27 protein-coding genes are annotated in these 26,378 nt (G+C 63.7%); 15 read left to right on the top strand and 12 right to left on the bottom strand.

Annotation, left to right across the window (positions count from 1 at the left end; all coding sequences use genetic code 11):
* Positions 1-28 precede the first annotated feature (28 nt).
* Positions 29-1,225 carry an FUSC family protein gene (locus PPGU16_RS30490; RefSeq protein ID WP_243460731.1) on the bottom strand — a complete coding sequence of 399 codons (1,197 nt, stop codon included), beginning with the start codon at positions 1,223-1,225 and terminating at the stop codon, positions 29-31.
* 305 nt (positions 1,226-1,530) lie between these two features.
* Here PPGU16_RS30490 and PPGU16_RS30485 point away from each other — a divergent pair, with 305 nt between their 5' ends.
* The 4 genes from PPGU16_RS30485 (at position 1,531) to PPGU16_RS30475 (ending at position 4,552) form a co-directional block, all read left to right on the top strand.
* Positions 1,531-2,334 carry an SDR family NAD(P)-dependent oxidoreductase gene (locus PPGU16_RS30485; protein ID WP_180726455.1) on the top strand — a complete coding sequence of 268 codons (804 nt, stop codon included), beginning with the start codon at positions 1,531-1,533 and terminating at the stop codon, positions 2,332-2,334.
* 94 nt (positions 2,335-2,428) lie between these two features.
* Positions 2,429-2,701, top strand: coding sequence for an oxidoreductase (locus PPGU16_RS43425; RefSeq protein ID WP_434064444.1), 273 nt, complete (start codon positions 2,429-2,431; stop codon positions 2,699-2,701).
* Positions 2,646-3,572 (top strand): oxidoreductase, encoded by a 927-nt coding sequence (locus PPGU16_RS30480; RefSeq protein ID WP_434064454.1) that lies wholly within the window; start codon positions 2,646-2,648, stop codon positions 3,570-3,572. Before PPGU16_RS43425 ends, PPGU16_RS30480 begins: the two co-directional genes overlap by 56 nt.
* 14 nt (positions 3,573-3,586) lie before the next feature.
* On the top strand, positions 3,587-4,552 hold the full coding sequence (locus PPGU16_RS30475) for a helix-turn-helix transcriptional regulator (protein ID WP_180726454.1): 966 nt from the start codon (positions 3,587-3,589) through the stop codon (positions 4,550-4,552).
* Here the strand turns inward: PPGU16_RS30475 and PPGU16_RS30470 are convergent.
* The 3 genes from PPGU16_RS30470 to PPGU16_RS43120 form a co-directional block, all read right to left on the bottom strand.
* Positions 4,541-6,073 (bottom strand): PAS domain-containing sensor histidine kinase, encoded by a 1,533-nt coding sequence (locus tag PPGU16_RS30470; RefSeq protein ID WP_180726453.1) that lies wholly within the window; start codon positions 6,071-6,073, stop codon positions 4,541-4,543. The genes PPGU16_RS30475 and PPGU16_RS30470 overlap by 12 nt on opposite strands.
* 64 nt (positions 6,074-6,137) lie before the next feature.
* The gene (locus tag PPGU16_RS30465; protein WP_224028462.1) at positions 6,138-6,602 is read right to left on the bottom strand and encodes a response regulator; all 465 of its coding nucleotides are present in this window, start codon (positions 6,600-6,602) and stop codon (positions 6,138-6,140) included.
* A 96-nt stretch (positions 6,603-6,698) separates the two neighbouring features.
* Positions 6,699-6,833 (bottom strand): hypothetical protein, encoded by a 135-nt coding sequence (locus tag PPGU16_RS43120; RefSeq protein WP_274599997.1) that lies wholly within the window; start codon positions 6,831-6,833, stop codon positions 6,699-6,701.
* Between the two features lie 76 nt (positions 6,834-6,909).
* Here PPGU16_RS43120 and PPGU16_RS30460 point away from each other — a divergent pair, with 76 nt between their 5' ends.
* Positions 6,910-7,176, top strand: coding sequence for a hypothetical protein (locus tag PPGU16_RS30460; protein WP_180726451.1), 267 nt, complete (start codon positions 6,910-6,912; stop codon positions 7,174-7,176).
* A gap of 110 nt (positions 7,177-7,286) precedes the next feature.
* Here the strand turns inward: PPGU16_RS30460 and PPGU16_RS30455 are convergent, their stop codons facing one another.
* The 3 genes from PPGU16_RS30455 to PPGU16_RS30445 all read right to left on the bottom strand — a co-directional run bounded on the left by PPGU16_RS30455 (position 7,287) and on the right by PPGU16_RS30445 (position 11,545).
* Positions 7,287-9,710, bottom strand: a complete 2,424-nt coding sequence (locus tag PPGU16_RS30455) for a c-type cytochrome (RefSeq protein ID WP_180726450.1) — start codon at positions 9,708-9,710, stop codon at positions 7,287-7,289.
* A 7-nt stretch (positions 9,711-9,717) separates the two neighbouring features.
* A complete protein-coding gene (locus PPGU16_RS30450) occupies positions 9,718-10,221 on the bottom strand; it encodes a (2Fe-2S)-binding protein (protein ID WP_180726449.1) in 504 nt (167 codons plus the stop codon).
* Between the two features lie 160 nt (positions 10,222-10,381).
* Positions 10,382-11,545, bottom strand: coding sequence for an FAD-dependent monooxygenase (locus PPGU16_RS30445; RefSeq protein ID WP_180726448.1), 1,164 nt, complete (start codon positions 11,543-11,545; stop codon positions 10,382-10,384).
* A 312-nt stretch (positions 11,546-11,857) separates the two neighbouring features.
* On the opposite strand from PPGU16_RS30445, the gene PPGU16_RS30440 reads away from it, so the two are divergent.
* From PPGU16_RS30440 to PPGU16_RS30420, 5 genes are all read left to right on the top strand, one after another.
* Positions 11,858-12,610, top strand: coding sequence for a maleate cis-trans isomerase family protein (locus tag PPGU16_RS30440; RefSeq protein WP_180726447.1), 753 nt, complete (start codon positions 11,858-11,860; stop codon positions 12,608-12,610).
* Between the two features lie 32 nt (positions 12,611-12,642).
* A complete protein-coding gene (locus PPGU16_RS30435) occupies positions 12,643-13,497 on the top strand; it encodes an alpha/beta fold hydrolase (RefSeq protein WP_180726446.1) in 855 nt (284 codons plus the stop codon).
* A gap of 22 nt (positions 13,498-13,519) precedes the next feature.
* Entirely contained in the window at positions 13,520-14,551 is a 1,032-nt protein-coding gene (locus tag PPGU16_RS30430) for a 2,5-dihydroxypyridine 5,6-dioxygenase NicX family protein (RefSeq protein ID WP_180726445.1), read from the top strand.
* Between the two features lie 35 nt (positions 14,552-14,586).
* Positions 14,587-15,231, top strand: a complete 645-nt coding sequence (locus PPGU16_RS30425; RefSeq protein ID WP_180726444.1) for an isochorismatase family protein — start codon at positions 14,587-14,589, stop codon at positions 15,229-15,231.
* A 102-nt stretch (positions 15,232-15,333) separates the two neighbouring features.
* On the top strand, positions 15,334-17,613 hold the full coding sequence (locus tag PPGU16_RS30420) for a xanthine dehydrogenase family protein molybdopterin-binding subunit (protein WP_180726443.1): 2,280 nt from the start codon (positions 15,334-15,336) through the stop codon (positions 17,611-17,613).
* A 17-nt stretch (positions 17,614-17,630) separates the two neighbouring features.
* Here the strand turns inward: PPGU16_RS30420 and PPGU16_RS30415 are convergent, their stop codons facing one another.
* Both PPGU16_RS30415 and PPGU16_RS30410 read right to left on the bottom strand, forming a co-directional pair.
* On the bottom strand, positions 17,631-18,074 hold the full coding sequence (locus tag PPGU16_RS30415; protein WP_180726442.1) for a MarR family winged helix-turn-helix transcriptional regulator: 444 nt from the start codon (positions 18,072-18,074) through the stop codon (positions 17,631-17,633).
* A 158-nt stretch (positions 18,075-18,232) separates the two neighbouring features.
* A complete protein-coding gene (locus tag PPGU16_RS30410; protein ID WP_180726441.1) occupies positions 18,233-18,442 on the bottom strand; it encodes a hypothetical protein in 210 nt (69 codons plus the stop codon).
* Between the two features lie 181 nt (positions 18,443-18,623).
* Here PPGU16_RS30410 and PPGU16_RS30405 point away from each other — a divergent pair, with 181 nt between their 5' ends.
* Entirely contained in the window at positions 18,624-19,934 is a 1,311-nt protein-coding gene (locus tag PPGU16_RS30405; protein WP_180726440.1) for an MFS transporter, read from the top strand.
* A gap of 752 nt (positions 19,935-20,686) precedes the next feature.
* Here PPGU16_RS30405 and PPGU16_RS30400 read toward each other — a convergent pair.
* Positions 20,687-21,058 carry a DUF6697 family protein gene (locus PPGU16_RS30400; protein WP_180726439.1) on the bottom strand — a complete coding sequence of 124 codons (372 nt, stop codon included), beginning with the start codon at positions 21,056-21,058 and terminating at the stop codon, positions 20,687-20,689.
* 209 nt (positions 21,059-21,267) lie between these two features.
* On the opposite strand from PPGU16_RS30400, the gene PPGU16_RS30395 reads away from it, so the two are divergent.
* The gene (locus PPGU16_RS30395; RefSeq protein ID WP_243460730.1) at positions 21,268-21,609 is read left to right on the top strand and encodes a hypothetical protein; all 342 of its coding nucleotides are present in this window, start codon (positions 21,268-21,270) and stop codon (positions 21,607-21,609) included.
* Between the two features lie 10 nt (positions 21,610-21,619).
* Positions 21,620-22,501: a 4-hydroxy-tetrahydrodipicolinate synthase gene (gene dapA / locus PPGU16_RS30390; RefSeq protein WP_180726438.1), complete on the top strand. Its 882-nt coding sequence runs from the start codon at positions 21,620-21,622 to the stop codon at positions 22,499-22,501.
* A gap of 26 nt (positions 22,502-22,527) precedes the next feature.
* Here dapA and PPGU16_RS30385 read toward each other — a convergent pair whose 3' ends face one another.
* Positions 22,528-23,415: a LysR family transcriptional regulator gene (locus PPGU16_RS30385; protein ID WP_180726437.1), complete on the bottom strand. Its 888-nt coding sequence runs from the start codon at positions 23,413-23,415 to the stop codon at positions 22,528-22,530.
* Between the two features lie 140 nt (positions 23,416-23,555).
* On the opposite strand from PPGU16_RS30385, the gene PPGU16_RS30380 reads away from it, so the two are divergent.
* Positions 23,556-24,722, top strand: a complete 1,167-nt coding sequence (locus tag PPGU16_RS30380; protein ID WP_180726436.1) for an MFS transporter — start codon at positions 23,556-23,558, stop codon at positions 24,720-24,722.
* A gap of 21 nt (positions 24,723-24,743) precedes the next feature.
* Here PPGU16_RS30380 and PPGU16_RS30375 read toward each other — a convergent pair whose 3' ends face one another.
* Complete coding sequence (locus PPGU16_RS30375; protein ID WP_180726435.1) at positions 24,744-25,112, bottom strand: DUF2784 domain-containing protein; 369 nt, start codon at positions 25,110-25,112, stop codon at positions 24,744-24,746.
* 265 nt (positions 25,113-25,377) lie between these two features.
* On the opposite strand from PPGU16_RS30375, the gene PPGU16_RS30370 reads away from it, so the two are divergent.
* Positions 25,378-26,322 (top strand): LysR family transcriptional regulator, encoded by a 945-nt coding sequence (locus PPGU16_RS30370; RefSeq protein ID WP_180726434.1) that lies wholly within the window; start codon positions 25,378-25,380, stop codon positions 26,320-26,322.
* Positions 26,323-26,378: the final 56 nt, after the last annotated feature.

The following is a 26,378-nucleotide window of genomic DNA, read 5'->3' as shown; positions in this document are numbered from 1 at the left end:
GTCTCGACGGAAGATGTCCGGCGCTACGCTATTTCGCGCGCTCGTTCGTCCGGCTTTTCGCCCACACGGCGCAGCCCGCCGTCACCAGCAACAGCACGACGACGAGCGCGATATTCCCCGCCGCGATGCCCGCCAGCCGGTGATACGCGACGGCGACGTCGTCGCTCAGCCACACGCGGTCGTGAACGAACGTCAGGATGACGACCGCGCCGAACTGCGTGCCGACATAGCTGATGTCCGAATGTCCGAAGCGCAGATAGCACGAGAGCCAGACGAACACGCACACGGCGAGCAGGCAATACACGATGCTCCCAGCCGTCAGCGGCAGCACGATCAGCACGACGACGCATCCCAACGCGCAGCCCAGCAGCCGATGGCACATCCTCTGCACGACGCCATAGGGCGACCATGTGCCCTGGGCATCGACGGGCACCATCAGGACGACGAGCGCCGTCGTCATCGCCTGCGGGAAGCCCTCGATGGGATAACGCCACGCGAGATACGCGAGCACCGACAGCGTGATTGCGCCGATCATCGTATGCGGCACGCGGCCGAGCGTGCGGTCGGTCAACGCGTGTGCAACTGCGGGGCGCGGTGCTTCGGCAGCACCCGGCCCTCGCGTGTCTCGCAACAGCATGACGGCCCGGCCGAGCAAGGTCACGCCCAGATAGGCCGAGGTGCCGATCAGTGCGTTGATCCACAGCGCTTCGGCGACGCCTCGCAAGTCGGTGTCCGGTTCGGCGTGCGTGGTCGTCACGATGAAAATGGCGAGCGCGGTAGAAAGAATCCACATGTAGCCCGCCGATCGCTTCGTCGCGAGATACAGTCCGGCCGCGGATAGCAGCGCCATCAACATCACGAACTGCGTGACGTCGTCGGCTGCGAAACGCGACAGCAGCAGGCCGATCACCGTCCCGCCGAACGTGCCGATGATCTGCTGCACGCCGAGATCGAGCGCGGCGCCCAATGCAAGACCCGTCAGCGAAAACGCGCAAATGGCCGCCCACCAGATTTCCGGCAGGCCGAAGTCGCGGCTTACGCATACGGCGATGAGGGTCGCGAGCACCGCCTCCGAGCAACGCCTCGACCGCGCGACGAACGTGCGCCGCGAGAGTTCCGCCCGGAACGCGCCGAGCGTGTTGCGCAAAGCGAGCAGGAACGTGTCGTACATGATGTCGGGGAATGACGGAAACCGGACGGGCGTCGTGCGCGAGCGAAGGTTCATGCATGGTACGACATCGGCGGCGCTCCATTGCAAGCTTTCTGTCAGGCCGGCGCACACATGTCCGCACGTTTCACGTCCGCACGCCGGTTTCATAAACGCCTCTTCGTCAAACCTCCTCTACCGGTTTTGCCTTGACTTTATTGATTGCACTCGCCATTATTAAACACGTCAAACGGACCCGACGTCATGTTTGACGGCGGCAACCGCGAGGTCTTCGGCCCGAAGCCGGGAACACAACAAGGCCTGCGCACTTTTCGAATCCTGTCAGACAGCCGTCTGGCAGACGTCTTGATCGAGTGAACTCTATGAATAGCAATGCAGCAATCAAAGGTACTGCCGTCGTCACGGGCGCATCGGCTGGCATCGGCATGGTCTACGCAGATCGTCTCGCCGCACAAGGCTACGACCTGATTCTGGTGGCAAGACGCGCCGACCGCCTGAATGAAGTGGCGAAGCGCCTGTCGGCGCAGCACGGCATTCGCGCCACGGCGCTCGTCGAAGATCTGTCGAAAGACGCCGGCGTAGCCGCCGTGGTAGCGGCGATTTCAGCCGACCCGAGCATCACGATGCTCGTCAACAACGCAGGTGTCGCAACGCTCGCGGGCTTCACGGATACGGACCTCGGCAAACACGAAGCGATGATCGATATCAACGTGAATGCGCTCGTGCGCCTTTGCTACGCCGTTCTTCCGCTCTTCAAGCAACGGAACAACGGGGTGCTCATCAATATCGGCTCCGTGCTCTCGCTGCACACCTTGCCGATCAGCAGCGTGTACAGCGGCACCAAAGGTTTCGTGACGAGTTTCACGCGCGGCCTGCAACAGGAAGTCGCGGGGACTGACGTAAAGGTGCAACTGGTCATGCCGAGCGCAACCGACACGGAGATCTGGGACATCGCCGGCGTGCCCGTGGAAAATCTGGGCAAAGAGCGTGTGATGAGCGTCGATAACCTCGTCGATGCTGCATTGGCCGGTCTTGCGAAGGGCGAAGCCGTCACGCTGCCATCGGTAGAAGACATCCGGCTTTGGGAAGAATACGACGCGGCTCGCGAAAAGCTCTTCGAGGCCACGCAATCAGGCAAGCCCGCTTCGCGCTACAACATCCGCTAGGCGCGAGCCGTTCCACGCATTGTCCGCAGCACGGTCGCCGCATCCGCATGCGGCGAGATCTGTGCGCACAAGCCTGCTTGATCCGGGATTTGAAATGACCGAAAGAATCGACCTCTTCACGCCTTTCCACGGCTGCGGCCTCGCGTTGGCGAACCGCATCGTCATGGCGCCCATGACACGGCGCAAAAGTCCCGGCGGCGTACCCGGCGACGACGTGGCTGCGTATTATCGTCGTCGCGCTGAAGGAGGCGTCGGCCTGATTATCACGGAAGGGACGACCATCGGCCGACCGGCCGCTTCGAGGGACGACCATCGGCCGACCGGCCGCTTCGAGCGACGACGCCATTCCGAACATCCATACGCCTGAAAGTATCGCGGGCTGGAAACGTGTCGTCGACGGCGTGCACGCGGCAGGCGGAAAAATCGCCGTGCAGCTCTGGCATATGGGCATGCAGCGCGAGCCGGGCACGGGCCCCGAACCCGATGCGCCGACTGAAGGCCCCACTGCCGTTCCCGGCAACGCCCGGGCAATGACAGACAAAGAAATAGCGGACACCATCGACGCATTCGCCGTCGCTGCGCAGAATGCGCGCGAGATCGGCTTCGACGCAGTCGAGATACACGGCGCGCATGGCTATCTCGTCGATCAGTTCTTCTGGGAGAGCACGAACACCCGCGCTGACGCTTACGCTGGCAGCATCGGTACTCGCACCCGCTTTGCAACGGAAATCGTCAAAGCGATCCGCCGGAAAGTCGGACGTGAGTTCGCTATCTCGCTGCGCTTCTCTCAATGGAAAGTTCAGGACTACCGCAGCAAGCTGGCGCACACGCCACGCGAACTCGAAGCTTTTCTGACGCCGCTCGTCGATTCCGGCGTGAGCCTCTTTCACGCATCGACGCGCCGCTTCTGGGAGCCGGAATTTCCCGACTCGTCTCTCAATCTCGCAGGATGGACGAAGAAGATCACAGGCTTGCCGACGATTACCGTTGGCTCCGTGGGACTCGACGGCCCAGACTTCCTGCACACACTGCGGGCGCGCGATAGCGACCAGCAGTATGCCGCGCACAAGGCAGCCTCACTGGATGCGCTTCTGCGCCGGCTCGATGACGGAGAGTTCGACCTCGTTGCAGTCGGCCGTGCGTTAGCGGCAGACCCGAACTGGGTGTCCAAAATCCGAAGCGGCAGCGAAGATGCAATCGTCGCGTTCGATCGGTCCACGCTGGCCGAACTCGTTTAAGGAAAGCACTGCACATGGTCGCCGCATCTCGAACCGACGCCGACAGCCTCGCCCGCATGGCGGCACATGCCGCTGCATCGCTGATCCCTGCGGAAACCGATTGGCGCTGCGCACGCACCGTGCGCGAAGCCGCGTCGGCAAATCCGCACAAGGTCATCGTGACGCGATGGACGCATGCAGGGCATACGCCGCTCAAAGTAACGAGCGATGGCAGCGACACGTTCCATTGCGTTGCGATCAACCTGAAGTGCGCCGAGTTTGCATTCAAACACGCGGGTTCCAGCGTGATCGACGGTCGTCTCACGGCAGGCGTCGCACAAGTGACGCCGCCCGGTGTACCGACTGAAACGCTGTTTGCAACGTCGGCCGATCTGCTGCATCTGTTCGTCCCGCAACCGGTGCTCGAAGCCTGCTATCGGGATCTGTATCAACACAATCCTTCACACGCCATTTCACTCGACGACCCGGCGCTGATACGCGACCCCGTCGTCGAACGGCTCAGCCAGGCGCTGATCGGCGCGCCGGCTGGGGACGTGATCGGCGGAAAGATGTTTGTCGAAAAGATCAGTCTCGCTATCGTTTCGCGCATCGTCGCGCATCACTACGCGCGCTCTGTCCGTCGACTGACGCAGGGTGCTCATCCGCTGCCGCAATGGCGTTTGGAGCGTGTGAGCGAGTTCGTCGACGCGCACCTCGGCGAGAAGATCGGGTTACCGGAGATGGCTTCGAGCGCGGGCCTCACACGCATGCACTTCGCCGCGCAATTTCGTCGCGCGACAGGCATGGGCCCGCATGAATATCTGCTTCGACGGCGAATCGATCGCGCGAAGCAACTGTTGCGCGACTCGCATTTCAGTGTGCTCGACATCGCGATCAGTTGCGGTTTCGAATCGCAGCCTCATTTCACGACGGTCTTCAGGAAGCAGGTTGGCGAGCCGCCCGCACGCTGGAAAGCAAGTCTGCCCGCGTCATGCTCTTAGCGCTTTTGCAAGATCGGCCAGCCGGTACGGCTTGTAGACAAACGGAAACTCGTTGAAGGCACCGTACTCGTCGCGCAAGGTAGCGAGCGGATAGCCCGATGTCAGCACCACCTTGACGGCCGGATACCCGGCGCGGACATGATGTGCCAGGTCCATTCCGCTCATGCCGTGCGGCATCGTGATATCGGTGAAGACGACGTCGATATCGTCGCGGTCCTTCAGAATCGCCACTGCCTCGGACGCGCTGCTCGCCACCACGACTTCATAGCCGATGCTGCGGAACAGTTCCGTCGCAAGCCCCAGCACGTCGGGTTCGTCTTCGACCAGTAAAACCGTTTCGACTTTCGAAGGGACAAAGGTGCTCGCCGACGCCGTGGGTTGCACCATAGGCAGATAGAGATCGATGGTCGTGCCTTCGCCTTCGACGCTCGATATCACGACGTCGCCGCCCGACTGGGTGATGAACCCGTAGACCTGGCTCAGCCCGAGTCCCGTGCCCTTTCCAGCCGGCTTCGTCGTAAAGAATGGCTCGAAAGCCTGCTCCAACACTTTCGGCGGCATGCCCGTTCCCGTATCGGTTACGGAAATCCGTACATAGCGGCCCGCCGCCATCGCTACCGTGACCGCTCGGTCCGATTCGACGGTCGCCGTCGCGACTGTCACGGTCCCGCCATCGGGCATCGCGTCTACAGCATTGACAACGAGATTGAGCAGGGCCGCCTCGAAGCGCGCGGCGTCGACGAGTGCGAAAGCCGTATCGCCCGCCAGTCGGAGCTTGCATTTCGTCCTGTTGTCGGCGCGGACCTTCACCAGCATCGGCTCGAAATCGCGGATCAGCATGTTCAGATCGTGAACTTCCGGCCGCAGCGGCTGCTGTCGCGCGAAGGACAGCAGTTGCTGCGTGAGCGACGCACCGCGATCGATGGCCCGGCGCATGCCGTCGATCATCTTCATGTCGAGGTGCGTGCGCGACTGCGAGGCCAGCACCTGCAGGCCATTGGACAGCACCGCGAGCAGGTTGTTGAAGTCGTGCGCGACGCCACCTGTGAGCCGGCCAATCGCCTCCATCTTCTGCGCCTGAAACAGCGCGATGTTGGCTTTTTCCAGCGCAGCCGCCGACTGCTTGCGCTCGGTAATGTCGCGTGTGACCTTGGCGAAACCTACCAGCTCGCCCCGGTCGTCGCGAATCGCATCGACCACCACATGCGCCCAGAAGCGGCTGCCGTCTTTGCGCACGCGCCATCCTTCGCGTTCGGCGCGGCCCTCCCGCGCCGCCGTCGCGAGGATCATCGCTGGCGCACCTTCCGCTCTGTCTTCCTCGGTATAGAAACACGAAAAGTGCCGGCCAAGGATCTCGGCATGGCTATACCCTTTGATCCGCTCGGCACCCACGTTCCAGCTCGTCACGATGCCCGACGGCGATAGCATGTAGATCGCGTAGTCGGTGACGCCCTGAACGAGGATGCGGAATTGCTCCGCGGTCTCGCGCGCCGTATGGTGTGTCTTGTGGGTGTCGCTCATCTGGGACTATCCGGTGACGGGTTCCGACGACCGATTTTACGCTCCCGCAAAACGGGAGCGCGGCTCATGGCCAGCAGTCGGCATCGACGGGAATCCAGCGCGATTCAGGCAGAACCTGGCATCTCAGGACCGCGCGCACAGAGGCTCTCGGATACTGCGGCCTCACGGCGCGCTGGTGCACGGCGACGTGGGCATCGAGCGTGGCCGTCAGATCCTGGATGCGGGCCGGTTTGCGGAAAAAGCGCGTCCAGGACTGTGACTGGCTTTGCGGTTCGGCCGCCGCCGACAACAGCACGATAGGCAAGCCGGAATGAGCGGGCTGCTCATGCACCAGACGGCATAGTTCAACGCCGTCGATGCCGGGCATTTCATAGTCCGTGATCATGAGCTGGATGGATTCCCGACGCAGGATATCCAGCGCGCAGTTGGCGTCTCCAGCAACGCTCACGTGGTGACCGTCGCTTTCAAGCGCCAGTTGCAGCGACCAGAGGTTCTCCGCGTCGTCGTCGACCAGCAGTACATTTGCCACGGTTCGGCTCGTAGTATCGGTCATGCGGATCTGGGGCCGGCGCCGCCGATGGCGGCAGCCAGCGTATGTTTTCGGTTCGCGATGTCGATGAGGCGTTCATTGCCCGGAAGATGCGCCTGCATCGGATGATTCGTTGCCTTGTGATTGCCCGCCGCTGGCTGGAACGGGGTCGTCGACGGTGTCTTCCATCTCGACATCGGGGGGCCGTTGCTCGACAGATTGCGTTGCCATGACTCGCTCCTCGGCACCTGGGTTGCAAGTAATCCGCAATCGATGTGCCGCAACGGCTCACAAGGAGAGATTCGACATGGAACGGGAAGACTTCGAACAGCAGCTGACGGCGCTACGTCGCGACGCAGGGCCCGATACCATCGCGGAGCTGGCCGACACGGCGATCGCCTACTGGAACGGGGAGCGGCTGGTCTACGCGGCTGTCAGCGCGAACGGGACGGGCGTATTGGCGGGGGAATTCGAACTCGACGCGCGCCGGTGGACGGATTGGAAAAGCTGGCTTGCCGGCTGGCTGACCGACCCGGTATTGAGCGTGCGCCGCGATCTACCGGGCGGGGCATAATGACTACATGTCGGCAAATTCGTCTGTGTCAGGACTACGCCGAACAGCGGATCGACGTTGTCCACGCATACGCCGTGCCAGACCGCTGCCCGACGACGCCAGCCTCGACCTCAATGCACCGCCTCGCGCACGCGAGCAGCCGTCGCTGCAAGGTCGTGCCACGCAGACTGGCCTGGCGCATAGCGCGCTCGAATGTAGCCTGCCAGTTCGGCGAGCTGCTGATCGTCGAAGCTGTCCTTGAAGCCCGGCATGTAGCCAAGCGCTTCCGTGGCGGGCTGGTCGATGCCGTGCATCATCACGCGCAACAGGTTTTCCGGACTCGCCTGACTCACGCTGGTATTCAGGCCCATCAACGGACGCACACCCAGATGGCCCACGCCGCCCGATTCGGCATGACATACCGCGCAAGCCGCCTCGAACATGCGCCGTCCGTTCTGGAAGCCGGCCGCGGTCAGTGCATCTGCATTCGCCCCAGCGGCGCGCTGTGCGGCGGCGTGCGCGGCGACGGCGGTATCGACGGGCGGAGAAAGCGACGCGATGTAATGTGATATCGCGCGCGCGTCCGCTTCGGGCAGGCTCGCAAGCCCTGCGACGACGGGCGCCATCGGTCCCGCCGCGACGCCGTGCTCGGCGGAGAATCCTGTGCGCAAGTAGGAGAACAGCGCGTCTTCCGTCCACGGCACGGGCGCGGCTCGCCCAGCAACGAGCGCCGGCGCGTCCCAGCCTTCGGCGCTGCCGCCGCCCAGATACGCAAAGCCGCCCTTCTCCGCGCCCAGCGCATTGCGCGGCGTGTGGCACGCGCCGCAGTGCCCGGCGCCATCCACCAGGTACTTGCCGCGATTCCACAGCGCCGACTGCTGCGGATCAGGCTGGAACTCACGCGCGTCATGAAACAACCAGTTCCAGCCCGCGACGAGTCGCCGCTGGTTCATCGGGAACGGCAGCTTCGTTTCAGGCGCGGCCTGCTTCATGGGCGGCTGTGACATCAGGTACGCGTAAAGCGCCATCATGTCCGACTCGCTCATGCGCGCGAACGCCGTGTACGGGAACGCCGGATACAGATGACGGCCGTCGCGGGCAATGCCGTGGCGCATCGCGCGCCCGAACGCTTCATAGGACCACGTGCCGATGCCCGTCTCGCGATCGGGCGTGATGTTGGTCGACCAGACCGTGCCGAACGGCGTTTCCAGCGCAAGGCCGCCCGCGTTGACGTGCCCGCCGGGCGTCGTGTGGCACACGGCGCAGTCGCCTGCAACCGCAATCTGGCGGCCGCGTTCGAGCATCGCCGCACTCCACATCGATGCATCGGGACCCGCGCCCGCAGGCAAGGGCGCAATTGCCGATGGCCCGGGCAGAATCGAGCACGCGAGCCCGATCAGGCCACCCGCCACGCCGCCGATCCCGCCGCCCGCCAGCCATCTGCGCCAGCGCGACGGCCGGCGCGCTGCTGCGGGCGCATCGAGCGCGACAGCGGGCCCCGCTTCGGCGAACGCGCGGCGAATCTGTTCCGGGTCGAATGGGGGCGCACGAAAGCGTACGCCCGTCGCGTCGTAGAGCGCATTCGCGATCGCCGCGGCAACGGGCGCAGCCGCCTGCTCGATGCGCCGGTCGTCCGTTGCATCACGCGTGCTGACGTTCGACTCCCGCTCGCCATGCGCGTCGATCAGATCGTGCGAGACAGGCGTGTCCGCGCCCGCCGCGAAGCCCGTTTCGTCGTGCGACGCGCGCGCGATCCGGCGCACGCCTGTCGCGCGCGCAATCGCTTCTTCGATCTGCCACGCGGGCAGCCCTTGCAGCGCTGCGGCATCCGGCGTCCCCGCGCCCTGGCCCGCGACGACCCGGCGCACGGCAATATCGCCCGTGGCGCGATTGACGTCGAGATCGACCACCCACGCCGACCAGCTCATCGGCTGCGGCCCGGCGTGCGCCTGCCCCTCCTTCGGCGAATAGTCGGGGAGCGTATCGACGTGCCGCGTTTCGTCGCGGGCCTGGCCGTCGAACGCGAAGCCGCGTCCGCGCAGCCACGGCGAAGCAGGCTCGTGAGCGGCATGCGGCACGGCGCCCCACGCCGCGCGCTCGCTCACCATCCGGATGATTTCGCGCGCGCCGGCGTCGCGCGTGGCATCGAGATGATCGAGCCGCAGCGCGACAGGATCGCGTCGCGCATCGTGCGCCACTTCGTCGATGAACGATTCGCGCGCGAACGCATGGGCTTGTGCGGGAATCGCCCGCGACGGATCGTCGACGGCGACGCTCGCGTGTGCATGGCGATACAGCAATGGCGGCAGCGATGCCTGCGCGCCGAGCGCGCGTGTATCGCTCGCCGCATCGCCGACGCGCGCGCGGTAGTGCCACTTCGCCATCGTGCCGTCCGCCGCGACGCTCGCTTCGACAGCGAGCTGCGCATCCGCATCGATGCCGTCGGCGGGCCATGCGTATTGCGCGCGTCGTCGTGCAGCGGCATCGTCCGTGCTTTCCGGCAACAGCACACGATCTTCCTTCAGCCGCAACGCCTGCGGATCGTCCTCGCTCATCGCGGCCTCAGTCCCCATGTTGCTGCTGCAGATACAGCGCCGCGCGCTTCACGGCCCGCACGATCTCGAGGTGCGTGCCACAACGGCACAGATTGAAGCGCAGCGCGTCGCGAATCGCGTCGTCGTCAGGCGACGGGTTGCGTGCAAGCAGCGCGGTCGCGCTCATGATCATGCCGTTCAGACAGTATCCGCATTGCGCCGCCTGTTCGTCGATGAACGCGCGTTGCACAGGGTGCAGCGCGTCGGGCGTGCCGAGTCCTTCGAGTGTCGTCACTTCGCGCGCGTGCGCCGCCGCGACGGGCACGACACACGAACGCGCGGGCTGACCATCGACGAGCACGGTACACGCGCCGCACTGGCCAAGACCGCAGCCGTACTTCGGACCGTTCAGCTCGCAGTCGTTGCGCAGGATGTAGAGGAGCGGCGTATCGGGCGTCGCGCCTTCGATGGTGCGTGTCTCGCCGTTCACCTTCAGTGTGAGCGGCCGCGCGTGGGAAGCGGATTGCAACATGGACTGACTCGTTAAGGATGTGCCAGGGCTGCGCGACGTCGCTGTTGCAGCTCGCCTTGCAGCCGTCCGCAGCCCTGTGCGGCGCGCGCTGCACGCTAACGCGCAGACGACACGCCGCACAGCACCTTATAACCCGCCGAAATTCCGCCCGCCTGCAGCGTTACGCGGTCGCGGCTTCTTTCGCGCCCGCCACTTGCGGCGACACGAGCGGCACGTTGAAGACGTCGTACGCGAACACCCATGCCGGGTCTTCGTTGGTGCGCAACCACGTGTTGTTGTGCGACACCAGCTGCACCTTCGACGCCCGCGCCGCGCGATTGGCCTCATACAGCGCGAACGCGCCTGCGTAGTCGGTCGCGCCCGTTTCGTCGAGACAGCGTGACAGCATCGCCGCGTCTTCGATCGCCATTGCCGCGCCTTGCGCCATGTGCGGCTTCATCGGGTGGCAGGCATCGCCGAGCAGCACGAGACGGCCACGGCTCCACAGCGGCAGCGGATCGCGTTCGAGCAGCGGCCACTTGGTGATGGACGGCGACACGTCGATCAGGTTCTGCACATCCGGATGGAAACCTTCGAACGCCTCGCGCATTTCGTCGCGGCTGCTGTCCATCATCGACACGCCCGCAGGCCATTCGGCTTGCGGCACGCCCGTCACGTAGTAGTACTCGTCGCGCATCTCGGTCACGTAGTAGACCATCATGTGACGGTCTTCCGACCACCACTTCACGCACATGTCGTACGCACGGTTGCCGAGCAACGACGCGGGAAACACCGCGCGATGCGCGACATAGCCCGTATAACGCGGCGGCTCCGCGCCGAGCAGATGCTCGCGGATCTTCGAGTTCACGCCGTCTGCGCCGATCACGAGGTCCGCCACCTCGACGCTGCCGTCCGCGAACGTGAGGCGCACGTCACTGCCCGTGTCTTCGACCGATTGCAGGAACTTGCCGAACGTGATCGTGCCCGGCGTGACGGCTTGCGTCATCAGCGCATGAAAGTCGCCGCGATGCACGGTCAGATAGCTCGCGCCGTAGGTCTTCAACGCGTAATCGCCCAGCGGAATCTGCGCAATCGCCTCGGCCGTTTTCCAGTCGCGGCTGTACCAGTAATCGGGATGCGAACCCATGACATTGAGCGCGTCTTCGCAACCGATGCGCCGCATGATCTTCATCACGTTCGGGCCGAGGTGAATGCCCGCGCCAAGGCGCGAGAACGCGGGCGCCTGCTCGTAGAGACGCACGTCGTGGCCGGCGCGCTGCAACAGGGCGGCGGCAGCCACGCCGCCGAGGCCGGCGCCGATGATGGCGATACGGGGTTTGCTCATGGGTTCTCCAGGTGGTGCGCCCGCGCCGCGATGCGAATGGCTGTGCTGTGCGCCGGCGGGCCGGGTTGAGTCGAATGTGATCGGATTGGAATGTAGCGTACACATTAGAAAATAAATCGGCAAGCACAATGTTTTCCGGTTAACCCCCTACGTCGCTCCGCACCATTTCGCCTATATATGACGCAGACGGTCGGACGAATTTATTTCTCCCCGTTGTGTATTTAAAATGTACACGCTAGACTTTGCTCAAATCTCCGACGACGTCCGCAACGGCGGGCCGCGTCGCCGCCCAACTGCAATGGAGTGAGCGTCATGAGCAAGACTTATCGGATCGGCCAGATCGTGCCGAGCTCGAACACCACGATGGAAACGGAAATTCCGGCGATGCTGCGCCTGCGCGAAGCGATCCGCCCGGAGCGCTTCACGTTCCATTCGAGCCGCATGCGCATGAAGAAGGTCGTGAAGGAAGAGCTTGCCGCGATGGACGCCGAATCGGACCGCTGTGCGATCGAGCTTTCCGATGCGCGCGTCGACGTGCTCGGTTATGCGTGCCTCGTCGCGATCATGGCGATGGGACGCGGCTATCACCGCGTGTCGCAGGCGCGCCTGACGAAGCACACCGCGGAGAACGGCGCGGCCGCGCCCGTGCTGACCAGCGCGGGTGCGCTGGTCGATGCGCTCAAGGTGATCGGCGCGAAGCGCATCGTCGTGGTCGCGCCGTACATGAAGCCGCTCACGGAACTGGTGGTCGATTACATCCGCAATGAAGGTTACGAAGTGCTCGACTATCGCGCGCTCGAAATTCCCGACAACCTCGAAGTCGGCCGTCACGATCCCGCGCGCCTGCCCGAGATCGTCAAGACGCTGAACTACGCGGACGCCGACGCCATCGTGCTGTCCGCCTGCGTGCAGATGCCGTCGCTGCCCGCCGTCGCGAAGGTCGAGGCCATGACGGGCAAGCCGGTGATCACGGCCGCAATCGCGACGACTTACGCGATGCTGCGCGAACTGGATCTCGAACCGATCGTCCCGGGCGCGGGAGCGCTGCTTTCGGGCGCTTATTGAGTCCCCGTCAACGCCAATCATCGGAGCGTCATATGTCCAGCACTTTTCTTTACGGCGCGAACATCGCGGCCAACGGCATCCGTCAGCACTATCTGCGCTACGGCGGCACGAGCGGCGAGCGCGGCGCGCGCGCTGCTGTCATCGTGATTCCCGGCATTACGAGTCCTGCCGTGACGTGGGGTTTCGTTGGTGAAGTGTTCGGCGCGAGTTTCGACACATATGTGATCGACGTGCGCGGGCGCGGTTTGTCAGAAGCATCGCCAGCGCTCGACTACAGTCTCGATGCGCAAGCCGACGATGTCGTCGCGCTGGCTGCCGCACTCGGCCTCGAGCGTTTCGCGCTGGTCGGACATTCGATGGGCGCGCGCATCGCCGCGCGCGCTGCACTGCGTTCGCCGCGCGGACTCGATTCCGTGGTGCTCGTCGATCCGCCCGTATCAGGCCCGGGACGCCGCGACTATCCGGGCAAGCTGCCCTGGTACGTCGATTCGATGGCGCTCGCGCGCAAAGGCACGGACGCCGAAGGCATGCGCGCATTCTGCCCGACGTGGACCGACGAAGAACTGCGCCTGCGCGCCGAATGGCTGCATACGTGCGACGAGCGCGCCGTGCTCGCATCGTATGAAGGTTTTCACACCGACGACTTCCACGCCGACGCCGCGCAACTCAACGTGCCGTCGCTGCTCATCACGGCCGAACGCGGCGACGTGGTACGCGACGAAGATGTCGCGGAACTGCAGCAGGCAACGCCTGCGATGCAGCACGTGCGCGTGCCCGACGCCGGCCACATGATCCCGTGGGACAACGCAGCCGGTTTCTACGCTGCGTTCGGCACGTTCCTCGGCGCGCCGCTCGAGCAACAGTCCCTCACGGCAGCCGCGCTCTGACGCATCCATTGGAGAACACACGATGTCCATCAGCGACTACCAACTGATCGAAGCGTGGAAAGAAGTGCTCACGCTCTCGCGTCTCGAAGCCGGCCAGACGGTCACGATCCTGACGAGCGCGGCCACGCATCCACAGACGCTCGCGTGCGCGCTGATCGCCACGCAGTCGATGGGTGCGATCGTCAACCGGCTCGATCTGCCGCCCGTGAATGGCGACAAAGCCTTCAGCCGCGACTCGCTCGCGTATCTCGGCACGACGCCGCTGACGGGCAACCGCGCGGCCATCGCGGCGCTCAAGGAAAGCGATCTGGTGCTGGACCTGATGACGCTGCTGTTCTCGCCCGAGCAGCACGACATCCTGAAGTCGGGCACGAAAATCCTGCTCGCAGTCGAGCCGCCTGAAGTGCTGGTTCGCCTCGTGCCGACCGTCGCGGACCGCGAGCGCGTACTCGCCGCGACGAAGAAGATCGGCGCGGCGCGCGAGATGCGCGTGTCGTCGCCGGCGGGCACGGCGCTGGTGTGTCCGATGGGCGAGTTCGGCCCGATCGCCGAATACGGCTTCGTCGACGAACCGGGCCGCTGGGACCACTGGCCGAGCGGTTTCGCGCTCACCTTCCCGAACGATCGCACCGCGCACGGCACGATCGTGATCGATCGCGGCGATATCCTGCTGCCGCAAAAGCGCTACGTGAACGAGCCCATCGTGCTGACGGTGGAAGGCGGCTACGCGACGAAGATCGAAGGCGGCGTCGATGCGGCCTTGCTGCGCGACTACATGGAAACCTTCGACGACCCGGAAGGCTACGCGATCTCGCACATCGGCTGGGGCCTGCAGCCGCGCGCGCGCTGGTCGACGCTCGGCCTCTACGACCGCGAGGCGACCATCGGCATGGACGCGCGCGCGTTCGAAGGCAACTTCCTGTTTTCGCTCGGACCGAACAACGAAGGCGGCGGCAGCCGCACCACGACGTGTCATATCGACATTCCGCTGCGCGGCTGCACCGTGAAGCTCGACGATGAAGTCGTCGTGCGCGACGGCCGCGTGATCGCATGAAAGCCTGAACGCAACCTCGACACCGGACACCCACCATGACTGATCTCTCGCAACACGCCGAAGCCAATGTCTACCGGCAGCAGGGCTTCGGTACGCCGTTGCCCGTGCATGGCAACATCGGTCTTCTGATCATCGACTTCGTGGTCGGCTTTGCGGACCCCAATACGTTTGGCGGCGGCAACATCCAGCCCGCCATCGCGCGCACGCAGGCGGCGCTCGCGCTCGCGCGCCGCCATGGCTGGCCCGTCGCGCACAGCCGCATCGTCTACGCGGACGACGGCAGCGACGACAACGTGTTCTCGCTGAAAGTGCCCGGCATGGCCACGCTCACTGAGGATCATCCCAACAGCGCGATCGTGCCCGAACTGACGCCCGTGCAAGGCGAACTCGTGGTGCGCAAGACCGTACCGTCTGCGTTCTTCGGCACGCAACTCGCGCCGTGGCTCACGCAGCGCGCGGTGCAGACGCTGCTGGTGGCGGGCGCCGTCACGAGCGGCTGCGTGCGCGCCAGCGTGGTCGATGCGATGTCGTATGGGTTCCGGCCGCTGGTGCTGTCCGATTGCGTCGGCGACCGCGCGATCGAGCCGCACAACGCGAACCTGTTCGACATGCAGCAGAAGTACGCGGCCGTGATGCCGCTCGCGCAAGCCATCGCCGAAATCGAAGCGGCGCGCCGCTGAGCCCGCGCGCAATTTGACGTAGCGAATTTGGCCGCTTAGTTTGTTTGCTCAGCGTGAACGCGATCGGGACGGAACGCACCGTCCTCACTGGAACTCTCTGCCGTGAACCGCTCCGAATTGCTTGCCCGCGAAGGCTGCCTTACCGTCGCGCGCCAACCCGCACAGCCCGTCAAGCCCGCGCCAGGTCAACCAGGCAGCCTGTCGTCGTTCGTGCCCGAGGCGGCGGAAGTGTTCGTCGCGATACTCGACGACGGCCGCGTTCTCGCCTTCAACGGACACGTCGATCTCGGCACGGGTATCCGCACGTCGCTTGCGCAGATCGTCGCTGAAGAACTGGACGTGCCCGCCGCGCGCGTCGCGATGCAGCTCGGACACACGGCCGTCACGCCGAACCAGGGGCCGACCATCGCGAGCGCGTCGATCCAGATTTCGGCGACGCCGCTGCGTTGTGCCGCCGCGCAGGCACGTCACGCATTGCTGCAACTCGCGGCGGAGCACTTCGGTGTGCAGGTCGACGCGCTCGCCGCCGACAACGCCGAAGTCTTTCTCGCCGCCACGCCCGACGCGCATCGGGTGAGCTTCGCCGAACTCGTCGCGGGCAAGCGCATTGCGCTCGAACTCGACCTGAAGGCACGCGTGAAAGATCCGTCGGCGTATCGCGTGATCGGCAAGTCTGCGCCGCGTGTGGACATCCCCGCCAAGGCGACGGGCATGCTCACGTTCGTGCACGATATGCGCGTGCCGGGCATGCTGCATGGGCGCGTCGTGCGGCCGCCGTATGCGGGTCTCGATAGCGGCGCGTTCGTCGGCGGACTGCTCGACAGCGTGGACCGCGAATCGGTTGCGCACGTGCCGGGCTTGCGTGCCGTCGTCGTGCTGGGCGACTTCATCGGCGTGGTTTGCGAGCGCGAGGAACAGGCGATACGCGCCGCACGCGAACTGCGCGTGACATGGAAGCCTCTGCCCGACCTGCCCTCGCTCGACGATCCCGCTGCCGCAATTGCCGCTGCGCCCGCCACGCGCCGCCCGCTGCTCGAAGAAGGCGACGTCGAAGCCGCGCGACGCGCGCCCGATACGCTGACCGTTTCGCGCACCTATGTGTGGCCCTATCAGATGCATGGCTCGATCGGGCCGTCGTGCGCGCTCGCCGATTATCGCAAGCCGGGTTCGGGCCGCATCACCGTCTGGTCCGGCACGCAGAATCCCGTCTCGCTGCGCTACGACCTCGCGACGCTCATGGGCCGCGACGAAGCCGACATCGATATCGTGCGGATGGAAGCTGCGGGCTGCTACGGCCGCAATTGCGCCGACGACGTATGCGGCGACGCGCTGCTGCTCTCGCGCGCGGTCGGTCGGCCGGTGCGGGTGCAGCTGTCGCGCGCCGACGAACATGCGTGGGAACCGAAGGGTACGGGGCAAGTGGTGAACGTCACGGGCAGCGTGACGCACGATGGCCGCATGACGGGCTACGATTTCGTCACGCGTTATCCGTCGAACGATGCGCCGATGCTCGCGTCGCTGCTGACACGCGTCGTCGCCAGCGAGCCGCGCATCTTCGAAATGGGCGACCGGACGGCCGTTTCGCCGTATGTGAGCGCGAATCGCCGCTTCGTCTGCGAGGATCTTGCGCCCATCGTGCGATCGGCCTGGCTACGCGGCGTGTCGGCACTGCCGAACTCGTTCGCGCACGACTCCTTCGCCGACGAACTTGCCGCGCTGACAGGTATCGATCAGCTCGAATTCCGCTTGCGCCATCTCGACGATCCGCGCGCCGCCGAACTGCTCGAAGCGGTCGCGAAACGCGCGGGCTGGAAAGCACGCACGCCGCGCAATACGCCTGTGCAAGGCGGCGAACGCTTCGTGCGCGGGAGAGGCATCGCATATGCCCGCTATGTGCACAGCCGTTTTCCGGGCTTCGGAGCCGCGTGGGCCGCGTGGGTGGCCGAACTTGTCGTCGACCGCGTGACGGGCGAAATCCGCGTCGAGCGCATCACCATCGGCCAGGACACGGGCACGATGATCAACCCCGACGGCGTGCGCCATCAGATTCATGGCAACGTGGTGCAGGTACTGAGCCGCTCGCTGAAAGAGCGCGTGCGTTTCGCGCAGGGCAAGGTCGCCAGCCGCGAATGGGGCAGTTATCCGATTCTGACTTTTCCGGAATTACCTGCAGTCGATGTCGTGCTGATGCCGCGCCAGGGCGAGCCGCCGCTGGGCGCGGGGGAATCGGCTTCCGTGCCGGGACCGGCTGCGCTCGCGAACGCGATTTACGACGCGACGGGCGTGCGTTTCTGCGCGCCGCCCTTTACGCCCGACACGATCCGCGCAGGGCTGCGCGAAGCGGGCGTATTGCTCGACACACAGCGCGCGCCGCAGATCTGACGCACGCGCCACGGCATTCACTCGCCGTCCGACTCCATCATCTTGCGCAGCAGGAACAGCAACGCCACGCGTTCGCCCGCGTTGAGCGTGCCATAGGTGCGCTCGGTCACCTGCTTCGCGAACGGCACCGTGCGCTCGATCAGCGCGAGGCCGGGTGCTGTTGCGCGCACCAGCAGCTTGCGGCCATCGTTCGGGTCGGGCAGGACTTCGATCAGCGCGCGCGCTTTCAGGCGCTCGACTACGCCGCGAATGGTGGCCTGATCGATTGCGGTCGCCTTGACGATGTCGTTGAGCGAACAGCCCTGCTTTTCCTTCACCGCGCAAAGCGTGACGAATTGCGCGGCAGTGAGATCGGAATCAGGAATGGCTTCCTGGAAGATCGACACATGACGCTGATAGGCACGACGCAGCAGATGGCCCACCTGATCGTGAAAGTCGTAAGAGTCCTTGTGAGACGGCATGAACGTACGGCCTGCGACGGGCCCGATAGCTGGAAACGATGCAGTGTACACCCTCAACCTTGGCATGCGATATGCGAGTCCGGTTTGTGTTTGCGCCAGATCATTCGCCGTCAGACGAAAGGCGTTCGATGCGGCCCCGCGATCGAAAAGATCATCTGTCAGGTCTTCATTTCCTTTGTGCGCCTGACGGCATGGCTCTGCTGACGGTGGCGCGCGTTGTCAGGGCAGCGTCCGCGCGTGATCGAGGCGTTTTCCGATTCCAGTGATGACACTTTATATTCGAGCGCATACGCACAAATCATGTGCGAAAGAAGCACCATCCAGCGGCATTCCTCATACGCCTTTTGTTTTTCCAAACGCCTTGTCATGCATGAACAGTCCGTGCTTTTTCGATGCCCCGTTGAAAATCCGGAAAGCTTCCGGACACCAGGGTAATTTCGAGCGTATACGCTTATATTTTGACATGCTATACAGATGCTTGTGAGCGTTCGATGTGTGCACGCATCGGGCGGCAAACTTCAATTCGACCCATCCCAACAGGGAGTCCTCATGTCCACCGTGCAATCCGGCAGCGCCGCTCTTTCTCCCGCCGCCACGCAACACGGCGAGCTATACCGCAAGGTCACGTTCCGCCTGATCACCATCTTCTGTCTGTGCTATTTCGCGGCCTATCTCGACCGCATCAACATCGGGCTTGCGAAACTGCAGATGCTCGATGCGCTGAAGTTCAGCGACACGATTTACGGTCTTGGGGCGGGCCTGTTCTTTGCGGGCTACATCCTGTTCGAAGTGCCGAGCAACCTGATCCTGCAACGCGTGGGTGCGAAGCTGTGGATCGCGCGCATCATGATTACGTGGGGCATCCTGTCGGGCGCGACGATGTTCGTGAAGACGCCGGTGCAGTTCTACACCGTGCGCTTTCTGCTCGGTGTCGCGGAAGCGGGCTTTCTTCCGGGCGTGCTGCTTTATCTGACGCAGTGGTATCCCGACGCGCGGCGGGCGCGTATCGTGGCGCTGTTCATGGTCGGCCTGCCGCTGTCGAGCATGATCGGCAGTCCGATTTCCGGCTGGATCATGCGCTTCTTCGACGGTGCGCATGGACTTGGCGGCTGGCAATGGCTGTTCCTGATCGAGGCGCTGCCTTCCGTGGTGCTCGGCGTTGCGATCCTGCGCTGGCTGCCGAACAACATCGAATCGGCGAACTGGCTCGACGCGAATGAGAAGCGCGTGTTGCGGGCGAATCTCGATGCCGATCCGGCCGGTAACAAGAGCCACGCGCTTGGCGCGGCATTCGTCGATCCGAAGGTGTGGGCGCTTGGGCTGATCGATCTGTGTGTGTTGCTCGGGCTTTATGCGGTGAGTTTCTGGTTGCCGTCGATCTTGCGGGATACGGGCGTCAAGGACGCGTACACGATTGGCTGGTTGATGGCTGTGCCTAATGCTGTGGCTGTGATCGGCACGTTGTGGTGTGGTGCGAGTTCGGATCGGATGCGGGAGCGGCGCTGGCATATCGTGGTGCCTTTTGCGGTGGCCGCTGTCGCGCTGGCCGTTGCTGCGGGTGGGTCGCATGGCACGCTGACGACTGTGCTTCTGTTCTCGCTCGTGAATGCGGGCGCGGCGGCCGCGATGCCTGTGGTGTGGTCGTTGCCTTCGACTTTTTTGAAAGGGTCGGCGGCGGCGGGGGGGATCGCGTTTGCGTGTTCTATTGCCAATCTTGGCGGGTTTGGTAGTACCTATTTTATTGGCTGGTTGAGGGATACTTTTCATTCGCAAAGCGCTGGGCTTTATGGTTTTGCCGTCTGTATGATTGTTGGGGGTGTGTTGGCGCTTTCTTATTCGAAGGAGATGGTTAATCGGTAGGGGTTTTTGTTGGGGTTGGGGTTGGGGTTGGGTTGGGTTTGTTCTGTCTATGCGCTGGCATCCGCGTTTTGCTTCTGGTTTGCTAGCGTTGCCCCTGTGCGGGGCGGCACCTACTTTTCTTTGCCGCCGCAAAGAAAAGTAGACAAAAGAAAGCGGCTCACACCGCCAGCACGTGTTCCTATCCACGGGCCCTCAACGTCCCCATATGTCACGCGGTAACGCGTTGTTCGTTGTCCGTTGCCAGCGCTTCGAATACTCGCATCACCTACTTCACGCACCCATACGACGGCCAGCGGCAGCGAATGGCATGTGCCGCCCAGGTGGCAAACTGTGTGTAGGTGGTCGCGCCGTAAAAGTTGGCGCTCTTACAGGTGGAGCGCATTCGCTACCGGTCCGAAGTAAGGCGTGTGGAGCACTCGAGCCGACACACAGTTTGCCACCTGGGCGGCGGTGGACTGAGTGGCACGGCATGCTGTAACACGGGAGGGTGAAGCGGGTGAGGCGCATCGCAAGTGCGCTGGCAACGAACGTGGGTCACGTGGTTGCCGTGTGAAGTGTAAGACCCTTTGGGGGCCCTCAGGCAAATACTAGAACTGGCGGTGTGAGCCGCTTTCTTTTGCCTACTTTTCTTTGCGGCGGCAAAGAAAAGTAGGTGCCGCCCCGCACAGGGGCAACGCTTGCGAACCAATAACAAAACGCGGATGCCAGCGCAAAGCACAAAAAACCCTACCCGCCGGACGGCAAAAAAACCTTCATCGTCTCTTCATTCTGATAACCCTCGAAACCTGCGCAAGCGTAAAACTACTCCCCTTAACATACTCGGCATAATCAGCCGCCGCCGTCATCGACTCCGCAACGACATACTCCCCCACATATCGAAACCGATCCGCCGCCGTCCGCACAAAAACAGGAACAGGCTCAACCTGCCGCGCCAGAGTGCGCCCCGCCGCGCGCGAAGAAGCGCTACCGTCGCATAGAATCACCTCAGGCGCATGCGGATTAAGATCGGGCCGCAATCGCGCGGCAACAACCTTACCGCCCTTGACGGGCAAAAACGCGTGCTTGCTGCCACCCGTTACCTGATGAATGTCTTCACGAGAATATTCTTTTCCGATTTCGAACATGGTTAACTCCAGGACATGACGTCACGCAGCGGCGCTGCGACGCCAATCCCGAAGATCGTAACGAGCCCCTTCTAAATTCAGTGTAAAGACAACGGCCCGCGCAATAAACGCGCTATGTCGATCTCTCCCGTTTGCGCAAACGCGCACGCTTTTTACACGACGTTTACGCGAATCGCAGTACGCTAGGTTCATCTCGACAACTGCCCGTCGTGGCAATCAACAACATGGGCTCCGCACAACTTCGCGCGCCGCAAGACTTCGTCCCGGATATTCCTTCGACGCAACTCCGCTCCAACGTCGTGCCTCTGCGCGCACAGCGCGTTCAACTCGAAATCTTTCTCACCGGCATCTCGCCGGACGCGTTTCGCAATCACCTCGCGACGCTCTTCCACTCGCCGCTCGGCGTCTACATTTCGCACACGCATATGCTGCGCAACACGGTGTGCGTGCATTTCAACATCGCCCCCGAAGATCTCGATTTCACGCTTCACACGCTGATCGCGACGATGTCCGAAGCGACCATCGGCACTATCACGCGCATCGTCAGGTGAAGGAGCGAACATGTACTCGGGAATCTGGATTCCGCTCGTCACGCCATTTCGTTCCGGTGAAGTCGATATCGAAGCGCTGCAAACGCTGACCGATCATTACGCGCGCACCGGTATCGCCGGCATCGTCGCGCTCGGCACCACGGGCGAGGCCGCGCTGCTCTCCGACATCGAACGCGTGACGGTGTTGCAGGCGATCAGCGATGTCGTCGATGGCCGCTTGCCCGTGCTCGTCGGCATCGGCGGTTTCGACACGCGCGAGTTCGTGCGCGAGATCAGGCGCTTCGAGCGATGGGACGTGGCAGGCTTTCTCGTCTCGCCGCCCGCCTATGTCTGCCCCGATCAGGCGGGCATCGCGTGGCATTTCGAACAGATCGCCCGCGAAACCGAGCGTCCCATCGTGCTCTATGACGTGCCGCATCGGACAGGCGTATCGATCGAACCCGCTACCGTTGCGCGGCTCGCGGAACACGAGAACATCGTCGCGATCAAGGCTTGCGTGGCGCAGACGTTCGACGCGCTCGGCAAGCTACCCATCAATGTGCTGTGCGGCACCGACGAGGCCTTCGTCGATTGCCTCGCGTCGGGCGGGCACGGCGGCATTCTCGCGAGCGCGCATGTCTGCGCGGATCTGCTGATCGAAATTCAGTCGCTCATGCAAGCGGGCGACGCAGAGACAGCACGCCGGATCTTCGATCGACTCAAGCCCGTTCTCAAGCTGCTGTTCTCCGCGCCGAATCCATCGGCGATCAAGGCCATGCTGTCGATCGAAGGACGTATCTCCGATGAGGTACGCATGCCCATCACGGCAGCATCCGCGGCGCTCGTCGCGCAACTTGCGCACGCGCACGAGACGCTGCGCTCCGCGCGTGCGGAACTCGCCATGACCGTCTGAACGCGGCCGGCACGCGCCGGCTCAATTCACGCTCGGCCCCATTGATCGACGAGATAGTCGACGAACGTCCTGATCTTCGGCGACGACAGCTTCGCGCGCTCGAACACCACGTGCACGGGCGTGGCAGGCGGCGCAAACTTGTCGAGCACGGGCTGCAGGCGGCCTCGCCCGATATGCGCCGCCACCTGCCACGCGGGCGCGCGCACGATGCCCGCGCCCTCGATCGCCGCCGACACCAGCGCATCGAGACTGTTCATCCACAGACGGCCCGTCACGCCGATGCGCGTGCGCGTCGCGCCCGACTGGAAGCGCCACTCGACCGGTCCCGGCGCATCCGAGAAAACGAGGCAATCGTGCTTGCGCAAATCGTCGAGCTTGCGGGGCGTGCCGCGTTGCGCGAGATACGAGGGCGCCGCGCACACCACCATCTGGATGTCATCGAGCTTGCGCGCAACGAGGCTCGAATCCGGCAGCCGGCCGACGCGCACGGCGACATGCAGCCCCTCTTCCACCAGATTGACGGCGCGGTCGACGAGCATCAGATCGACGGCGACCTCGGGATGCATCGCGAGAAAACGCGGCAGTAGCGGCGCGACCACGAGCCGGCCAAGCAGGTTCGGCGCCGCGATCCGCAGCCGTCCAGACAACTTCCCGCGTCCCGCCGACAACGCGCTGCCCAGCTCGTCGACTTCGCCGAGAATCGCTTTCGCGCGGTCGTAGAGAATGCGCCCTTCGTCCGTCATCGCGAGATTGCGCGTGGTGCGCCGAAGCAATTGCGCGCCGAACTGCGCCTCGAGCGCCGAGATGTGCCTGCTGACTGACGTCAACGACATCGGAATCGCGCGCGCGGCGGCCGACAGACTTCCCGCGTCCACGACCCGCACGTAGACGCTCATGGCTTCAAAGCGGTCCATAATTCGACTCTTCCGGATTTGGCAAGGCTGCTTGCCGTTTTGAATGGATACCGGCAATTTCCGGAATAGTCTACATTCGTTGTGAACGGGACGATAAAGTCGTCTATCGACTTGCAGCGAAGCCACGGGAACACACACCAATGAAACGTTCGATCTTCTGGCTCATGGCGGGCGCAGCCGGCGTCGTGGTCGCGAACAACTATTACAACCAGCCTTTACTGGCCGACTTCGCGCTGGCGTTCCACACCAGCGAGGGACAGGCGGGAACTGTATCCGTCGCCGCGCAAACGGGTTATGCGCTCGGGCTGCTGCTGTTCGTGCCGCTCGGCGACAAGCTCGAACGCCGTTCGATGCTGCGCACGCTGTTGTGCATCGCCAGCGTCGCGCTCGCCGCGATCGCGCTGTCGCCGACATTGAACTGGCTCGTCGCGGCCAGTTTCCTGACGGGCCTCGTCAGCGTCGCGCCGCAGTTGCTCACGCCGTTCGCGGCGCAACTCGCCGGACCACAGCAACGCGGCCAGGCGGTCGGCATCGTGATGTTCGGTTTGCTGTGCGGCATCCTCGTGTCGCGCACGATTTCCGGATCGATCGCGCAGCATTTCGGTTGGCGCGCCGTCTATTGGGTCGCGGCGGCAGCGATGCTCGTCACGGCCGCCGTGCTGTCGCGCATGCTGCCGAATGCGCAGCCCACGTACTCGGGCTCGTATCGGCGGCTGATGGGTTCGCTATGGACGCTGGTTCGCGAAGAGCCGCTGATTCGCCAGACGTCGGCGATTGCCGCGCTGCAGTTCGCCGCATTCAGCGCGTTCTGGGCCACGCTCGCGTTTCATTTGCGCGCGATGGACCCGCATTACGGCAGCGAGGTCGCGGGCCTGTTCGGTCTGGTCGGCGTGGTCGGCGCATCGGCATCGACGGGGGCAGGCAAGCTGATCGACACACGCAACCCGCGTCACGTCGTGCTCGCTAGCGGCGCCATCTTCGTCGTGGCCTTCGCGATTCTCGCGGCGACGGGCAATACCGTTGCGGGCCTCGTCGCCGGCGTGATCGTTCTCGACCTCGGATTGCAGAGCGGACATGTCGCGAACATGGCGCGCAATATGAGCATCAAGAGCGACGCGATGAGCCGCATCAACACGCTCTACATGACGATCCGCTTTGCGGGCGGCGCGCTCGGGTCGTCGTTGGGCATCTGGGCGTGGAGCGTATGGCAATGGCCCGGCGTGTGTGCGGTCGGACTCGGGCTCGGGTGTGTGTCGGTGATGATTCAGTTACGGCCATCCATGGCGGATGCAGTGCAGCGGGAATGAGCGCGTGCGCGGTTCCTGCTCTCAACGGCGCGGCGGAATGCATCGCCATGTAATCGCCACGATCAGCAGAAACGCCACATACGCAACGACGAACGTCCAGGCCGGAAAATCGTAGTAGAGCCAGTGGCTCACCCAACGTTGAACGAAACCTTGCTCGACGGTGCCTCCCGTGCGCAGCCGATCTTCGAGCACGGTGAGCGGGCACGGCACGTCGAGCGCTGCGAGCATCGCGACCACGCCGATCGCCGCGAGATGCAACAGGCGAAAAGCGCGATTGCGCACCCAGACGTGCTTCAACGCTGCGCCCGCCCAGATCGCAATCAATCCGCCGACGATGAACAGGACGATCAGCGCATGCAAGACGAGCACTGCGTCGGCCAACCAGATCATGACGTTTCCTGCGCGCTTCCGTCTCGGCCCGGCTCGCATGACGCGCTGCAGTGAAGAATCGGGCCGGTTGCATTCTTCCTCTGCGAGGGCATTGTGCCGCGTTTCGCTCATTCCGTGGCGCAGCGTGAACCTGTCGGTCTGAAATCCGCTGCTTTTCCAGCGCGTCAACGATGCGCGCGTTTGTGTCCCCGTGCGCAAGTCAATCATCAGGCCGGGTGTGCTAGCCTGAATCTTCATCATCCGAGGTGATCCGGCGAGGCGCACGATGGAACTGAGGCATCTGAGAATGTTTTGCGCAGTGGCCGAATGCGGCAGCTTTACGGCAGCGGCTGAAAAGATCCACAACGTTCAGTCGAACGTGACGATGCGCATCAAGGAACTCGAATCGGAATTGAACCAGCAGTTGTTCATCCGGCAGAAGAACGGCGTGGTGCTCACGTCGGCGGGGCAGATTTTTCTGGGCTACGCGCAGCGCATCCTTCAGTTGACGGATGAAAGCCGCAACGCGCTACTGGACAATGCGTCGCCGCGTGGGCTGCTGCGCCTCGGGTCAATGGAAACGACGGCCGCGATCCGTTTGCCGAAAGTGCTGGCGAAGTATCACGTGCAGTTTCCGCAGGTTCAACTGTCGCTGATGACGGGTACGACGAACGAGTTGATCAAGGCAGTCGAATGCCATCGGCTGGATGGTGCGTTCGTCGGCGGCTTTCATCAGAGTTCGTCGCTTCATCAGGAAGAAGTCTTCGAAGAAGAGCTGGTGCTCGTGAGCGGCGTCGAGTTCGAATCGCTGGCTGCGCTTGCGAAGCAGATGTCGGGACAAACGGTGCTCGCGTTCAGGACCGGCTGCTTTTACCGCTCGACGCTCGAAAACTGGTTCTATCAGGCGGGCATCATCCCGGGCCAGGTGATGGAGCTGGGCACGCTGGACGGAATCATGTCGTGCGTCGCGGCAGGCATGGGGATTACGCTGTTGCCGCGATCGGTGGTGGAAAGTCATGGCGTGAAGCATGCCGTGCATTGTCACGCGCTTCCGTCGCAGTTCGCGCATGTGAAGACCGTGTTCATCCGCAACAAGGACACGATCGTCACGCCGGCGCTGACTGCGATGCTCGATCTCGCGCACGAGCAGTTTGCAATCGACGGCGATGTTCAGACTCCGCCTGCGGGGACCATACTGACTTCAGCGCTGGCTTGTGTTTATGCGGCGTGACGAACCAAACGCGAGTGGGTCTCGTCGGTCAGTGTAGTTAGCGCCCCGATGGCTTT

The sequence above is a fragment of the Paraburkholderia largidicola genome (assembly GCF_013426895.1).
GTDB classification, from domain to species: domain Bacteria; phylum Pseudomonadota; class Gammaproteobacteria; order Burkholderiales; family Burkholderiaceae; genus Paraburkholderia; species Paraburkholderia largidicola.
This window is presented reverse-complemented; position numbering and strand designations above follow the sequence as displayed.